Raw genomic sequence first — 14500 nt, 5'->3', positions numbered from 1 at the left:
GGACGCCATGAGAGCCGATCTGGAAATCATCCAGGAATGGATCCCCGCCGGCAGCCGCGTGCTCGACCTGGGCTGCGGCAACGGCGAACTGCTGACCTGGCTGCGGGACAACAAGCAAGTCAGCGGCTACGGCCTGGAAAACGACCCGGACAACATTGCCGAGTGCGTCGCCAAGGGCATCAACGTGATCGAGCAGGACCTGGACAAGGGCCTGGGCAACTTTGCCAGCAACAGCTTCGACATCGTGGTCATGACCCAAGCCCTGCAAGCGGTGCACTACCCGGACAAGATCCTCGACGAAATGCTGCGGGTTGGACGCCAGTGCATCATCACCTTCCCCAACTTCGGCCACTGGCGTTGCCGCTGGTACCTGGCGAGCAAAGGCCGCATGCCGGTCTCGGAGTTCCTGCCCTACACCTGGTACAACACGCCGAACATCCACTTCTGCACCTTCGAGGATTTCGAAGCGCTGTGCCGCGAGCGTGAAGCCAAGGTCATCGATCGCCTGGCCGTGGACCAGCAGCACCGCCACGGGTGGGCCAGCAAGCTATGGCCTAATCTGTTAGGTGAAATAGGCATCTATCGGGTCAGCAGCCCAGGCCTTACCGATTATCAGGTCGCGGTGTGAGCCCCGGCCTCACCAGGAGCACGACATGAACCGTCTAGCGTTGTTTCTCATCACCGCTTGCCTGAGCGTTGGCGCCATGGCCGCCGACGCTATCAAGGGCGAGCGCAAGGAAGTGTTCGGTGATATCACCGTGCACTACAACACCTTCAACTCCACCTTCCTGACGCCGGATATCGCCAAGGCTGCCGAGCTGATTCGCAGCAAGAACCAAGGCGTGATCAATGTCTCGGTGATCAAAAGCGGCAAGCCATTGATCGCCGACGTCAGCGGCACGGTGAAGGACCTGACCAGCAAGACAGTCCCCCTCTCCTTCCGCCAGATCACCGAACAAGGCGCGATCTATTACATCGCCCAGTATCCAGTGGACCAACAGGAAACCCGCACCTTTGAAATCAAGGTGAAAACCGGCGACAAGATCAACACCATCAACTTCAACCAGGAACTGTTCCCGGGCCAATGATCAATTTCACCCAACTCGTACTGGCCAGCCACAACGCCGGCAAACTCAAGGAACTGCAGGCCATGCTCGGCGGGTCGGTGCAGTTACGCTCGATTGGTGAGTTCAGCCAGGTGGAACCGGAAGAAACCGGCCTGTCGTTCGTCGAGAACGCCATCCTCAAGGCCCGCAATGCCGCACGCATCTCGGGCCTGCCAGCGCTGGCCGACGATTCCGGGCTGGCCGTGGACTTCCTGGGCGGCGCGCCAGGCATTTACTCGGCCCGTTACGCTGACGGCAAAGGTGACGCGGCGAACAACGCCAAGCTGCTCGACGCCCTCAAGGACGTGCCCGAAGCCGAGCGCGGCGCGCAGTTCGTGTGTGTGCTGGCCCTGGTCCGCCATGCCGATGATCCGCTGCCGATCCTCTGCGAAGGCCTGTGGCACGGGCGCATTCTCACCGAAGCCAGCGGCGAGCACGGTTTTGGCTATGACCCGTTGTTCTGGGTGCCGGAGCGCAATTGCTCCAGCGCCGAACTGGGCCCGGTGGAAAAAAACCAGCTGAGCCACCGCGCCCGCGCCATGGCCCTGCTGCGTCAACGCCTGGGCCTGCAATGACCATTGATTCTCCCGCACCGCTGATTCACGGCGGTGCACAAACACCTCGGGTGCCACTGCCAGTGCTGCCGCCCCTGGCGTTGTACGTCCACATCCCGTGGTGCGTGCGCAAATGCCCGTATTGCGACTTCAACTCCCACACCGCCAGCCCGCAGTTGCCGGAAGAGGAATATGTCGACGCCTTGCTGGCCGACCTCGACCAGGATCTGCATGCGGCCCATGGTCGCCCGCTGAGCTCGATCTTTTTTGGTGGCGGCACCCCGAGCCTGTTCAGCGCCCAAGCCCTGGGGCGGTTGCTCAAGGGTGTCGAGGCGCGGATACCCTTCGCCCAGGACATTGAAATCACCCTGGAAGCCAACCCCGGCACCTTCGAGCAAGAAAAATTCGTCGCTTACCGGGCCTTGGGCATCAATCGCCTGTCCATCGGCATCCAGAGCTTCCAGCAGGCCAAGCTCGAGGCCCTGGGACGGATCCACAACGGTGACGAGGCGGTGCGCGCCGCCGGCATGGCCCGTCAGGCCGGGTTCGATAACTTCAACCTGGACCTGATGCATGGCCTGCCCGACCAGTCCCTCGACGACGCCCTGGGCGACCTGAGCCAAGCCATCGCCTTGAAGCCGACCCACCTGTCCTGGTACCAACTGACGCTGGAGCCGAACACGGTGTTCTGGAACCAGCCGCCGACCTTGCCCGAAGACGACACGCTGTGGGACATCCAGGAAGCCGGGCAAGCCCTGCTGGCCGAGCACGGCTACGCTCAATACGAAGTCTCGGCCTACGCCCAACCCGGTCGGGCGGCGCGGCATAACCTCAATTATTGGAGTTTCGGCGACTTCATCGGCATCGGTGCCGGTGCCCACGGCAAGCTCAGCCATCCAGACGGGCGCATCGTACGCACCTGGAAGACCCGCCTGCCCAAGGACTATCTCAACCCGGCCAAGCGCTTCCTGGCAGGGGAGAAAACGCTGACCAACGAAGAGCTGCCGTTCGAGTTCCTGATGAACGCCCTGCGCCTGACCGAAGGCGTTGACGCGCAACTGTTTGCGCAGCGCACCGGCCTGCCCCTGCAAAGCCTGGCCGAAGGCCGGCGCGAGGCCGAACAAAGCGGGCTGTTGCAGGTCGAACCGACACGTCTGGCGGCCACCGAGCGCGGACAGCTGTTTCTCAACGACTTGCTGCAGACATTTTTGAGCTAATTACCCAAACAAGGAAATCGAATGGATCTGGTACTCGACCTGCTCGCCACCGTGTCCCGCTGGAGCCGCAGCAACCTGTCGGAAATCTCCCTGGCCTTGGTGGGCTGCCTGCTGGTGTTGTTTGGTGCCGACATCAAGGGCTGGGTCGAGCAACGCCTGGGCAGCATCGCCGGCGCCTTGCGCGTACCGTTGATCGCCCTGCTGTGCATGATCGGCAGCGGCGCGGCACTGATCTATGCCACGCCGTGGGTCGTCCGGGGCTTGAGCCAGTTCAACAACTACAGCCTGGCGCCGGTGTTGTTGGTGGTGCTGGTGTTGATTGGCGTGGTGGCGGATCGTCGCTGATCCCTCAGACACCACAAAACAACTGTGGGAGCGAGCTTGCTCGCGATGGGGCCATAACATCCAACATCAATGTTGACTGCTATGCCGCCATCGCGAGCAAGCTCGCTCCCACAGGAGATCCCATTTCAACAGGATCTTCGGGCTTTACGCCAACTTCTCGAACTTCAAATCCCAAACCCCATGTCCCAGCCGTTCGCCACGGCGCTCGAACTTGGTGATCGGCCGTTCAGCCGGGCGCGGGACGCACTTGCCGTCCTCGGCCAGGTTGCGATAACCCGGGGCGACATTCATCACTTCCAGCATGTATTCGGCATAGGGTTCCCAGTCCGTGGCCATGTGCAGCACACCACCGACCTTCAACTTGCTGCGCACCAGCTCAGCGAACGACGCCTGGACGATACGGCGCTTGTGGTGACGGCTTTTGTGCCAAGGGTCCGGAAAGAACAGCATCAGTCGGTCGAGGCTGTTGTCGGCCACGCAGCGGTTGAGCACTTCGATGGCGTCGCAATCGTAGACCCGCAGGTTGGTCAGCCCTTGGGTCAGCACGCCGTTGAGCAGCGCACCGACACCGGGACGGTGGACTTCCACACCGATGAAATCCTGCTCCGGCGAAGCGGCGGCCATTTCCAGCAACGAATGGCCCATGCCGAAGCCGATTTCCAGCGAGCGCGGGGCCGAGCGGCCGAACACCTGGTCAAAATCCACCGGCGCATCGGCAAGCGGCAGGACAAACAGCGGCGCACCCTGCTCCAGGCCGCGCTGCTGGCCTTCAGTCATGCGCCCGGCGCGCATCACGAAACTCTTGATGCGGCGGTGCTGGCGCTCTTCGCCTTCTTCCGGCAGGACCGGCGTGTCGTTCGATTCAGTCATCAATGGCTCTTACTTGATCAGACCATCCAGCGGCGAGGAGGCGCTGGCGTAAAGTTTTTTCGGCATGCGGCCAGCCAGGTACGCCAGGCGACCGGCGACAATCGCGTGTTTCATCGCTTCGGCCATCAGGATCGGCTGCTGGGCGTGGGCGATGGCGGAATTCATCAACACCGCTTCGCAACCCAGCTCCATGGCGATCGTGGCGTCGGAGGCGGTACCGACACCGGCATCCACCAGCACCGGGATCTTGGCTTCTTCCAGGATGATCTGCAGGTTGTACGGGTTGCAGATCCCCAGGCCCGTGCCGATCAGGCCGGCCAGCGGCATGACCGCGATGCAGCCGATTTCCGCCAACTGGCGGGCGATGATCGGGTCATCGCTGGTGTAGACCATCACGTCGAAACCTTCCTTGACCAGGGTTTCGGCGGCCTTGAGGGTTTCGATCACGTTGGGGAACAGGGTTTTCTGGTCCGCCAGCACTTCCAGCTTCACCAGGTTGTGGCCGTCGAGCAGTTCACGGGCCAGGCGGCAGGTGCGCACGGCCTCGATGGCATCGAAGCAGCCGGCGGTGTTCGGCAGGATCGTGTAGCGATCCGGCGGCAGGATATCCAGCAGGTTCGGTTCGCCCGGGTTCTGGCCGATGTTGGTCCGGCGCACGGCGACGGTCACGATTTCGGCGCCCGAGGCTTCGATGGCCAGGCGGGTTTCTTCCATGTCGCGGTATTTGCCGGTGCCTACCAGCAAGCGCGACTGGTAGGTACGACCGGCCAGGACGAAGGGCTTGTCGCTACGAACGATGCTCATGGGAAATCCTCTGTTGGGGTGAGGTTCTTGCGAAAGGCTGCGAAACCGAGGCGACTAGCCGCCGCCGATGGCGTGGACCACTTCGACGCTGTCGCCGTCGTTCAAGGTGGTTTCGGCGTGCTGGCTGCGCGGGACGATATCCAGATTGAGTTCCACCGCCACACGACGTCCGGTGAGTTCCAGACGGGTCAGCAGGGCCGCAACGGTTTCACCGTCGGGCAGATCAAGGGGTTCGCCGTTCAACTGAATGCGCATGCCGGATGCCGTCATCATTTTTAGGGGCTGGCATTCTAGCCCGATCAGTCTGGGGGACCCAAGCCCCTTGGTCAGGGAGAGCTACAAGCGGCAAGCTTCAAGCGGCAAGCTGGAGGCGCCAGGCCGCTAGCCCCAGGCACAGCCAACCGACCAGGAAGGCCACGCCGCCGAACGGCGTGATGATGCCCAGCTTGCTGATGCCCGTAAGCGTCAACAGGTAAAGGCTGCCGGAGAACAATAGGATGCCCACCACAAAGGAGACCCCGGCCCAAGTGACGATGCGCCCGGGGATGTGCGTGGCCAGCAGCGCAACGCCCAGCAACGCCAGGGTATGCACCAGTTGATAGGTGACCCCGGTGTGGAAAATCGCCAGGTACTCGGCGCTCAGGCGGTTTTTCAGGCCGTGGGCGGCAAATGCTCCCAGTGCCACGCCCGTGAAGCCGAAAAAAGCAGCCAGCATCAGAAAGCTACGCAACATGAGAACTCCAATCAGACTCGGTGGGCAGGGTCTGTATAATGGCCCGCTCGACGGGTTCGGCCAAGCCATCTCTATGCTGCGTTTACTGTTTCGACGATTCGTTAAAGCCCTGCTCTGGTTCGCCGTCGGCAGTGTTGTGCTGGTGCTGTTGTTTCGCGTGGTGCCGCCACCGTTCACGGCGCTGATGATCGAGCGCAAGGTTGAATCCTGGTTCGGCGGCGAACCGATCGACCTGCAGCGCACCTGGCAGCCTTGGGACCAGATCTCCGATAGCCTGAAAGTGGCAGTGATTGCTGGCGAAGACCAGAAATTCCCCGAGCATTGGGGCTTCGACATCGGCGCGATCCAGGCGGCGTTCGCCCACAACGGCCGTGGCGGTTCGATTCGCGGCGCCAGCACCCTCAGCCAGCAAGTGTCCAAGAACCTGTTCCTGTGGTCGGGCCGCAGCTGGTTGCGCAAGGGGCTCGAGGCCTGGTTCACCGCACTGATCGAAGTGTTCTGGCCCAAGCAGCGAATCCTCGAGGTGTACCTCAACAGTGTCGAGTGGGATGACGGCGTGTTCGGGGCCGAAGCCGCAGCACGGCATCATTTTCGCGTCAGCGCCGACGCGTTGTCCCGGCAGCAGGCCAGCCTGTTGGCGGCGGTCTTGCCTAACCCGCGGAAATGGAGCGCCAGCCGGCCGAGCCCTTACGTGCTGCGCAGGGCGAGCTGGATTCGCCAGCAGATGAGCCAGTTGGGGGGCGACAGTTATTTGCTGGGGCTCAATGATTCGCGGCGAGCGCCTTGGGCGCAGTAGCCACTCGCTTTATGATCGTCCCCACGCTCCGCGTGGGAATGCAGCCTGAGACGCTCCGCGTCCCCTCAAGAGCCGAACGCAGAGCGTCCGTGGAGGCATTCCCACGCAGAGCGTGGGAACGATCACACAAACAAAAACGCCCCGATCATCGCTGATCGGGGCGCTTTTATGGCTGCTATCGCAGGTCAAGCCGCAATCGACACCTTGAGCTTGTTCATCGCGCTCTTCTCAAGCTGACGAATCCGCTCGGCCGACACGTTGTACTTCTGCGCCAGGTCGTGCAGCGTGGCTTTTTCCTCGGCCAGCCAGCGCTGGTAGAGGATGTCGCGGCTGCGCTCGTCCAGCACTTCCAGGGCTTCGTGCAGGTTGGTGTTGGAGTTGTCGCTCCAGTCGGCATCTTCCAGTTGACGTGCCGGGTCGTACCGGTGGTCTTCCAGGTAGTTGGCCGGCGATTGGAAAGCGCTGTCGTCGTCCGCTTCGGCGGCCGGGTCGAAGGCCATGTCATGGCCGGTCAGGCGGCTTTCCATCTCGCGCACTTCCCGCGGCTCTACGCCCAGGCTTTCAGCCACGCGGTGGACTTCTTCGTTGTTCAGCCAGGCCAGGCGCTTCTTCTGGCTGCGCAGGTTGAAGAACAGCTTGCGCTGGGCCTTGGTGGTCGCGACTTTCACGATGCGCCAGTTGCGCAGGATGAACTCGTGGATTTCCGCCTTGATCCAGTGCACGGCAAACGACACCAGGCGCACGCCCATTTCCGGGTTGAAGCGCTTGACCGCCTTCATCAGGCCGACGTTGCCTTCCTGGATCAGGTCGGCCTGGGCCAGCCCGTAGCCGGAATAGCTGCGGGCGATATGTACGACAAAACGCAGGTGGGCGAGCACCATCTGCCGAGCCGCCTCAAGATCCTGCTCATAATAGAGACTCTCGGCCAGTTCACGCTCCTGCTCGGGGGTCAGCAAGGGGATGCTGTTCACCGTGTGCACATAGGCCTCCAGGTTCGCACCCGGGACCAGAGCATAAGCAGGTTGCAAAGAAGTGGTCATACGAAAAAACCTCCGACTCACATAACTCGTGCAGTTCAGCACTGCGAAAATTGACCGGGAACCGTAGGACAAGTTCCCACAAAAACCGAAAGGTCAATACGCGCAAAAAACTCTATTTTGGCGCAAGCTCACGCAAGTGGCGTGCGACCGCAATCCATGCACCGATATAACCCAACAGCACCGCGCCAAGCAAGAGCGATAGACCGTCGGCGACTGGCACTCCGGCCAGCGCAAAATCACTGCCGTACAAACCGGCCAGCCCCACAACCGCATCGTTCAGCCAGTCCAGGCCAAACGCCAATACGCCCCAGGATAGAATCCCGGCACCGAAGCCATACAGCGCCCCCATATAAAGGAAGGGCCTGCGTACATAACTGTCCGTACCGCCGACGAGTTTAATCACTTCTATCTCGGTGCGGCGGTTTTCAATATGAAGACGAATGGTATTGCCTATCACCAAAAGTAATGCAGAAACCAGCAGCACCGTCAGACCGAAGACAAACCGGTCGCCGAGCTTGAGGATCGCCGCAAGACGCTCGACCCAGACTAGATCAAGTTGCGCCTGTTGTACCTTCGGCAACTCGGAAAGTCTTTGTCTTAATGCTTCAAGGGTCGGCTTGTCGACCTCATTCGGCGTCACCAGCACCACGCCCGGTAGCGGATTCTCCGGCAGTTCCTTGAGGGCTTCGCCCAGGCCAGACTGCTGCTGGAACTCCTCAAGCGCCTGTTCGCGCCCGATGTATTCGGCATCGGCTACGCCCGGCATGGCCTTGATCTGCTCGCGCAGCGCCTGGCCTTCACCGGGGCTCGCGTCCATCTGCAGGTACAGGGAAATCTGCGCCGCGCGCTGCCAGGAACCGCCCAGGCGCTCCACATTGTTCAGCAATAATGACAGCCCCATGGGCAGACTCAGGGCAACCGCCATCACCATGCAGGTAAAGAAGCTGCCAATGGGTTGCTTGCCCAGGCGCCGCAGGCTGTCCAGCAGGCTGGCGCGATGGCTTTCGATCCAGGCGCGCAGCAGCGTGGCGAAGTCCGGCCCGTCGTCATCGTCGCGTTTTTTCTTTTGCGGCTGCGGATCGGAGGCCTTCGGGGCCACGCGTTCGGCCACTTTCGGGCTGCGAGTAGCACTCATACGCCAGCCTCCCCGTCACCAATCAGGCGTCCACGCTGCAACGTGAGCATGCGGTGACGCATACGCGCGATCAACGCCAAGTCGTGACTGGCAATCAGCACGCTGGTGCCCAAGCGATTGATGTCTTCGAATACGCCCATGATCTCCGCCGCCAGGCGCGGGTCGAGGTTACCGGTGGGTTCGTCCGCCAGCAGCAAGGCCGGGCGATGGACGATGGCGCGGGCGATGCCGACGCGCTGTTGCTGGCCGGTGGACAGGTCGCCCGGGTACAGGTCGGTCTTGTCCGACAGGGCCACCCGCTCCAGGGCCGAGTCCACGCGCTTGATGATCTCGGCCTTGGACAGGCCCAGAATCTGCAACGGCAACGCGACGTTGTTGAACACGGTGCGATCGAACAGCAACTGGTGATTCTGGAACACCACGCCGATCTGCCGCCGCAGGTAGGGGATCTGGGCATTGCTGATGGTGCTCAGGTCCTGGCCGGCCAGCAGCAGCTTGCCGGTGGAGGGCCGCTCCATCGCCAGCAGCAGGCGCAGCAAGGTACTTTTACCGGCGCCAGAATGGCCGGTGACAAACAGAAACTCGCCCCGACGGACCCGAAAGCTCAGCTCATGCAAGCCGACGTGACCGTTCGGATAGCGTTTACCGACCTGTTCGAAACGAATCATGAATGCTCCCGTTCGGCAAACAGTGCCTGGACAAAGGGCTCGGCTTCAAAGGTGCGCAAGTCGTCGATGCCTTCACCCACACCGATGTAGCGAATGGGCAGGCCGAATTGCTTGGCCAGGGCGAAAATCACCCCGCCCTTGGCGGTGCCGTCGAGCTTGGTCAGGGCCAGCCCGGTCAGTTCAACGGTCTGGTTGAACTGCTTGGCCTGGTTGATGGCGTTCTGGCCGGTACCGGCGTCCAGCACCAGCAGCACTTCGTGGGGTGCGTCGGCGTCGAGCTTGCCGATCACCCGGCGCACCTTCTTCAATTCTTCCATCAGGTTGTCTTTGGTGTGCAGGCGACCGGCCGTGTCGGCGATCAGCACATCGATGCCACGGGCCTTGGCGGCCTGCACGGCGTCGAAGATCACCGAAGCGGAGTCGGCGCCGGTGTGCTGGGCGATCACTGGGATCTTGTTACGTTCGCCCCACACTTGCAGCTGTTCGACGGCGGCGGCGCGGAAGGTGTCGCCGGCGGCCAGCATGACTTTCTTGCCTTCGAGCTGCAGCTTCTTGGCCAGCTTACCAATGGTAGTGGTCTTGCCAGCACCGTTGACACCGACGACCAGGATCACGAACGGCTTGTTCTGCGAGGCGATAACCAGCGGTTTTTCCACCGGCTTGAGCAGGCTGGTCAGCTCGCCCTGCAGGGATTTGTACAGTGCATCGGCGTCGGTCAGCTGCTTGCGCGCGACCTTCTGGGTCAGGCTCTGGATGATCACCGAGGTAGCCTCTACACCGACGTCGGCGGTCAGCAGGCGGGTCTCGATGTCTTCCAGTAATTCGTCATCAATGACTTTCTTGCCCAGGAACAGACTGGCCATGCCTTCGCCGATGCTGGCGCTGGTCTTGGACAAGCCCTGCTTGAGGCGGGCGAAGAAACCGACCTTGTTTTCCTCGGTGCTACGGACGGGCTCGACGGGGGCGATGGTTTCCAACAGCGCAGGTGCCGACTCGGGTGCGGCTTGCGCAACCACGGGCGCAACGACGGCGACCGGCGGCTCAATGACCGCGTCGACCACTGGCGCCTCGACAACCTGCGTCGGCGCTGGAATCGGCGGGGTGACATGCGGCGCCGTTTCCTCGACCAGCGCGACCGGTTCTTCCGCCACCGGCAAGGTCAGCCAGGGGGTTTGCTCGGCGGGCGGGGTCAGCGGCTGCTCGGCCACCGGCTCGACAACGGGCTCAGGCTCGACCGGTTGCAGCACCGGCTCGGCAATCGGCAGGACGATGGGCGCGGTTGCTTCGGCCACTGCCTCGGCGGCGGATTCAGGCAGCGGTTGTGGCTGTTCGACGACGGTTTCCTGCGGCTTCTTGCGCAGCCATCCGAACAGGCCTTTTTTCTCGCCAGCCGCAGCTGGGGTCTTCTTGTCGTCGTTGGAACCAAACATGGAGGACGGCTATCTCACGGTAGCGACGCGCCACAAGGGCGCCTCGGTGATAAATATTCAATGCTGAACAGACTGCGTTTCATCCAGCTTGTTCACGCGCAACATTTTGTCGAAGCGTCCCCAGGACGCCCCAAAGTCGATTTTTTCGAAGGACTGGTACGGCATCATCGGCGAAAACGCCGGGATCAACGAGTAAACCCGACATTTCTCCGGGGAACCCAGACAACCCCGGGCCGATAAAAGGCCCGATAGGCGTGGCCGCCAGTAAAACGGATCAGTATCCTAGCACCTCCTCGCCTGCTGAGGCTAAGGCCAAGCAGGCAACCCAACAGGTTTAAACACGAATGAATGCTCTTGCCCGCCGCGCCGCAGGCCTGCTGCTCAGCACAGTTTGTCTGCCCTTTTCAGCCTTGGCTGCCGATCCACAACCCACCCACGAATTCACCCTCGACAACGGCCTGAAAGTCGTCGTGCGCGAAGACCATCGTGCGCCGGTGGTGGTGTCCCAGGTCTGGTACAAGGTTGGCTCCAGCTACGAAACGCCAGGCCAGACCGGTTTGTCCCACGCCCTTGAGCACATGATGTTCAAGGGCAGCGAAAAAGTCGGTCCCGGCGAAGCGTCGCTGATCCTGCGCGACCTCGGTGCCGAAGAGAACGCCTTCACCAGCGACGACTTCACCGCCTACTACCAGGTGCTGGCCCGCGACCGCCTGGGCGTGGCCTTCGAACTGGAAGCCGACCGCATGGCCAGCCTGCGCCTGCCGCCGGAGGAGTTCAGCCGCGAGATCGAAGTGATCAAGGAAGAGCGCCGCATGCGCACCGACGACAAGCCCATGTCCAAGGCCTACGAGCGCTTCCAGGCCATGGCTTACCCGGCGAGCGGCTACCACACGCCGACCATTGGCTGGATGGCCGACCTGGACCGGATGACCGTCGAGGAGCTGCGTCACTGGTACGAATCCTGGTACACCCCGAGCAACGCGACCCTGGTGGTGGTCGGCGACGTGACGCCGGACGAGGTCAAGACCCTGGCCCAGCGCTATTTCGGCCCGATTGCACGGCGCGCGGTGCCCGTCGCGAAAATCCCCCTGGAGCTGGCCGAACCCGGCGAGCGCCAGATCACCCTGCATGTGCAGACCCAACTGCCCAGCGTGATGCTGGCCTTCAATGTCCCGAGCATCGCCACCGCGACGGATAAGGGTTCGGTCAATGCGCTGCGGCTGATCTCGGCCCTGTTGGACGGCGGCTACAGCGGGCGGATCCCGACCCAGCTGGAGCGCGGCGAAGAGCTGGTGTCCGGCGGTTCGTCGAGCTACGACGCCTACACCCGTGGCGACACGTTGTTCACGTTGTCGGCGACGCCCAACACGCAGAAAAACAAAACCATCGCCCAGGCCGAGGCAGGGCTTTGGCGCTTGCTCGATCAACTGAAGACCACCGCGCCGACCGCCGAAGAGCTGGAGCGTGTGCGCGCCCAGGTCATCGCTGGCCTGGTGTATGAGCGCGACTCGATCACCAGCCAGGCCACCGCCATCGGCCAGCTGGAGACCGTCGGTTTGTCCTGGAAGCTGATGGACACCGAACTCGCTGAACTGCAAAGCGTGACTCCACAAGATATCCAGAAGGCAGCCCAGCTGTATTTCACCCGCTCGCGCCTGAGCGTTGCGCATGTCCTGCCCGAGGAGAAAGCTCATGAGTGAGCGCAAATCACGGCGCCCGGCATTGATCGGCCTGGCGCTCATCGCCCTGGCCGGCTCCCTGGCGTTCTATCTGTCGCCGGCCACCGACGTCACCGCCAGCCAGGCATTGGATAACGCCAAGTCCGGCAACAAGCTGCAATCGTTGGCGGAACTGGACGGTAAAGCCCCCAGCCACCGCCAGCTCGACGTGCAAACCTGGAAAACCGCCGACGGCGCCAAGGTACTGTTCGTCGAAGCCCGCGAATTGCCAATGTTCGATCTGCGCCTGACCTTCGCCGCCGGCAGTAGCCAGGACGGCGATGCTCCCGGCCTCGCGCTGCTGACCAACGCCATGCTCAACGAAGGCGTGGCCGGCAAGGACGTCAGCGCCATTGCCCAAGGTTTCGAAAGCCTCGGTGCAGACTTCGGCAACGGCGCCTACCGAGACATGGCCGTGGCGTCCCTGCGCAGCCTCAGCGCAGCCGACAAGCGTGAGCCGGCATTGAAGCTGTTCGCCGAAGTCGTCGGCAAACCGACCTTTCCTGCCGACTCCTTCGCCCGCATCAAGAACCAGATGCTCGCCGGTTTCGAATACCAGAAACAGAACCCAGGCAAACTGGCCGGCCTGGAACTGATGAAGCGCCTGTACGGCGATCATCCTTATGCCCACTCCAGCGACGGCACTGCAGACAGCATTCCACCGATCACCCTGGCCCAGGCCCGAGCTTTCCACGCCAAGGCCTACGCCGCCGGCAACGCCGTGATCGCGCTGGTGGGGGACTTGTCCCGTGTCGAAGCCGAAGCGATTGCCAGCCAGGTCTCCGCCGCGCTGCCCAAAGGCCCAGCCCTGGCGAAAACCCCGCCACCGGTGGAACCGAAGGCAAGCATCGGCCACATCGAGTTCCCGTCCAAGCAGACCAACCTGATGCTCGCGCAACTGGGCATCGACCGCGATGATCCGGACTATGCCGCCGTGTCCCTGGGTAACCAGATTCTTGGCGGCGGTGGTTTCGGTACCCGACTGATGACCGAGGTGCGGGAAAAACGTGGCCTGACCTACGGTGTGTATTCCGGCTTTACGCCGATGCAGGCCCGGGGCCCGTTCATGATCAACCTGCAGACCCGTGCCGAGATGAGCGAAGGTACCTTGAAACTGGTGCAGGACGTGTTCGCCGACTACCTCAAGAACGGTCCGACCCAGAAAGAACTCGACGACGCCAAGCGTGAGTTGGCCGGCAGTTTCCCGCTGTCCACCGCCAGCAATGCCGACATCGTCGGCCAGCTCGGCGCCATGGGCTTCTATGACTTGCCGCTGAGCTACCTGGAGGACTTCATGCGTCAGTCCCAGGAACTGACGGTCGATCAGGTCAAGGCCGCGCTGAACAAGCACCTGAGCACCGACAAAATGGTCATCGTCACCGCCGGCCCGAGCGTGCCGCAAAAGCCGCTGCCGCCCCCCACTGACAAACCTGCCGAGCAGCCGCTCGGAGTTCCGGAGCACTAATGGCCCGCCCATCGAATTCCAGCAAGAAACCCGTGCATAACGGTGTGAACCAGTTGCGTATCATCGGCGGCGAATGGCGCAGCCGGCGCTTGAGCTTCCCGGATGCCCCGGGCCTGCGCCCCACCCCGGACCGCGTGCGCGAAACCCTGTTCAACTGGCTCGCACCCTACGTGGCGGGTGCCCGGGTGCTCGACCCGTTCGCCGGCAGCGGCGCGCTGTTTCTCGAGGCCCTGTCCCGTGGCGCCTCCATGGGCCAGGCGCTGGACGCCAGCAACCTGGCCGTCTCCAGCCTGAAAGAACATTTGGGCACCCTGCGCTGCACCGTCGGCCAGGTGCAGACCGCCGACGCCCTGCGCTACCTGGACAGCCAACCGGCAACGCCTTTCGACCTGGTGTTCCTCGACCCACCTTTCAACCAAAACCTGTTGCCGACGGTCTGCACCTTGCTCGAGGAACGCCAGTGGTTGGCCGAGGATGCCTGGGTCTACACTGAAAGCGAGACCGCCCCGTCCACCTTGGGCTTGCCGGGCAATTGGCGCTTGCATCGCGAGCAGAAATCCGGACGGGTGTATTACGCGTTGTGGCAGCGTTTGGCAAAGGACATTGACTGAACGGCTGA

General features: G+C 62.5%; 17 protein-coding genes. 9 read left to right on the top strand and 8 right to left on the bottom strand.

All coding sequences use genetic code 11. The features are described from left to right. The first annotated feature begins 7 nt into the window (after nucleotides 1–7). Genes metW through TK06_RS22980 form a run of 5 tightly spaced genes read left to right on the top strand, consistent with a single transcriptional unit; the run spans nucleotide 8 to nucleotide 3222 of the window. Nucleotides 8–628 (top strand): methionine biosynthesis protein MetW, encoded by a 621-nt coding sequence (gene metW, locus TK06_RS23000; protein ID WP_003206492.1) that lies wholly within the window; start codon nucleotides 8–10, stop codon nucleotides 626–628. Nucleotides 629–653: 25 nt separating this feature from the next. Next, nucleotides 654–1088: a DUF4426 domain-containing protein gene (locus TK06_RS22995; RefSeq protein ID WP_063323959.1), complete on the top strand. Its 435-nt coding sequence runs from the start codon at nucleotides 654–656 to the stop codon at nucleotides 1086–1088. Then, on the top strand, nucleotides 1085–1681 hold the full coding sequence (gene rdgB, locus TK06_RS22990) for an RdgB/HAM1 family non-canonical purine NTP pyrophosphatase (protein ID WP_013694468.1): 597 nt from the start codon (nucleotides 1085–1087) through the stop codon (nucleotides 1679–1681). Before TK06_RS22995 ends, rdgB begins: the two co-directional genes overlap by 4 nt. Further along, nucleotides 1678–2877, top strand: coding sequence for a radical SAM family heme chaperone HemW (hemW, locus tag TK06_RS22985; RefSeq protein ID WP_063323958.1), 1200 nt, complete (start codon nucleotides 1678–1680; stop codon nucleotides 2875–2877). The genes rdgB and hemW overlap by 4 nt, the downstream gene beginning before the upstream one ends. Before the next feature lie 21 nt (nucleotides 2878–2898). Next, the gene (locus TK06_RS22980) at nucleotides 2899–3222 is read left to right on the top strand and encodes a DUF3392 domain-containing protein (RefSeq protein WP_003177482.1); all 324 of its coding nucleotides are present in this window, start codon (nucleotides 2899–2901) and stop codon (nucleotides 3220–3222) included. A gap of 144 nt (nucleotides 3223–3366) precedes the next feature. Here the strand turns inward: TK06_RS22980 and trmB are convergent, their stop codons facing one another. The 4 genes from trmB to TK06_RS22960 form a co-directional block, all read right to left on the bottom strand. Then, nucleotides 3367–4092 (bottom strand): tRNA (guanosine(46)-N7)-methyltransferase TrmB, encoded by a 726-nt coding sequence (trmB, locus tag TK06_RS22975; protein ID WP_018609495.1) that lies wholly within the window; start codon nucleotides 4090–4092, stop codon nucleotides 3367–3369. 9 nt (nucleotides 4093–4101) lie between these two features. After that, nucleotides 4102–4896 (bottom strand): thiazole synthase, encoded by a 795-nt coding sequence (locus TK06_RS22970; protein ID WP_003177480.1) that lies wholly within the window; start codon nucleotides 4894–4896, stop codon nucleotides 4102–4104. Nucleotides 4897–4950: 54 nt separating this feature from the next. After that, nucleotides 4951–5151, bottom strand: a complete 201-nt coding sequence (gene thiS, locus TK06_RS22965; protein ID WP_018609493.1) for a sulfur carrier protein ThiS — start codon at nucleotides 5149–5151, stop codon at nucleotides 4951–4953. Nucleotides 5152–5248: 97 nt separating this feature from the next. Further along, nucleotides 5249–5629 carry a DUF423 domain-containing protein gene (locus TK06_RS22960; protein ID WP_063323957.1) on the bottom strand — a complete coding sequence of 127 codons (381 nt, stop codon included), beginning with the start codon at nucleotides 5627–5629 and terminating at the stop codon, nucleotides 5249–5251. Nucleotides 5630–5702: 73 nt separating this feature from the next. On the opposite strand from TK06_RS22960, the gene mtgA reads away from it, so the two are divergent. Continuing rightward, entirely contained in the window at nucleotides 5703–6425 is a 723-nt protein-coding gene (gene mtgA / locus TK06_RS22955) for a monofunctional biosynthetic peptidoglycan transglycosylase (protein ID WP_063323956.1), read from the top strand. Between the two features lie 185 nt (nucleotides 6426–6610). Here the strand turns inward: mtgA and rpoH are convergent, their stop codons facing one another. From rpoH to ftsY, 4 genes are all read right to left on the bottom strand, one after another. Continuing rightward, complete coding sequence (gene rpoH, locus TK06_RS22950) at nucleotides 6611–7465, bottom strand: RNA polymerase sigma factor RpoH (RefSeq protein WP_003177476.1); 855 nt, start codon at nucleotides 7463–7465, stop codon at nucleotides 6611–6613. Nucleotides 7466–7577: 112 nt separating this feature from the next. Beyond that, nucleotides 7578–8600: a permease-like cell division protein FtsX gene (gene ftsX / locus TK06_RS22945; protein WP_063323955.1), complete on the bottom strand. Its 1023-nt coding sequence runs from the start codon at nucleotides 8598–8600 to the stop codon at nucleotides 7578–7580. Further along, complete coding sequence (gene ftsE, locus TK06_RS22940) at nucleotides 8597–9268, bottom strand: cell division ATP-binding protein FtsE (RefSeq protein ID WP_003177474.1); 672 nt, start codon at nucleotides 9266–9268, stop codon at nucleotides 8597–8599. The genes ftsX and ftsE overlap by 4 nt, the downstream gene beginning before the upstream one ends. Further along, entirely contained in the window at nucleotides 9265–10698 is a 1434-nt protein-coding gene (gene ftsY / locus TK06_RS22935; protein WP_063323954.1) for a signal recognition particle-docking protein FtsY, read from the bottom strand. Before ftsY ends, ftsE begins: the two co-directional genes overlap by 4 nt. Before the next feature lie 344 nt (nucleotides 10699–11042). On the opposite strand from ftsY, the gene TK06_RS22930 reads away from it, so the two are divergent. The 3 genes from TK06_RS22930 to rsmD are packed head-to-tail and all read left to right on the top strand — an operon-like array spanning nucleotide 11043 to nucleotide 14492. After that, the gene (locus TK06_RS22930; protein ID WP_063323953.1) at nucleotides 11043–12398 is read left to right on the top strand and encodes a M16 family metallopeptidase; all 1356 of its coding nucleotides are present in this window, start codon (nucleotides 11043–11045) and stop codon (nucleotides 12396–12398) included. Further along, on the top strand, nucleotides 12391–13881 hold the full coding sequence (locus TK06_RS22925) for a M16 family metallopeptidase (RefSeq protein WP_063323952.1): 1491 nt from the start codon (nucleotides 12391–12393) through the stop codon (nucleotides 13879–13881). The genes TK06_RS22930 and TK06_RS22925 overlap by 8 nt, the downstream gene beginning before the upstream one ends. Beyond that, nucleotides 13881–14492, top strand: coding sequence for a 16S rRNA (guanine(966)-N(2))-methyltransferase RsmD (gene rsmD, locus TK06_RS22920; protein ID WP_063323951.1), 612 nt, complete (start codon nucleotides 13881–13883; stop codon nucleotides 14490–14492). Before TK06_RS22925 ends, rsmD begins: the two co-directional genes overlap by 1 nt. Nucleotides 14493–14500: the final 8 nt, after the last annotated feature.

The organism is Pseudomonas fluorescens, assembly GCF_001623525.1.
GTDB lineage: Bacteria > Pseudomonadota > Gammaproteobacteria > Pseudomonadales > Pseudomonadaceae > Aquipseudomonas > Aquipseudomonas fluorescens_Q.
This window is presented reverse-complemented; position numbering and strand designations above follow the sequence as displayed.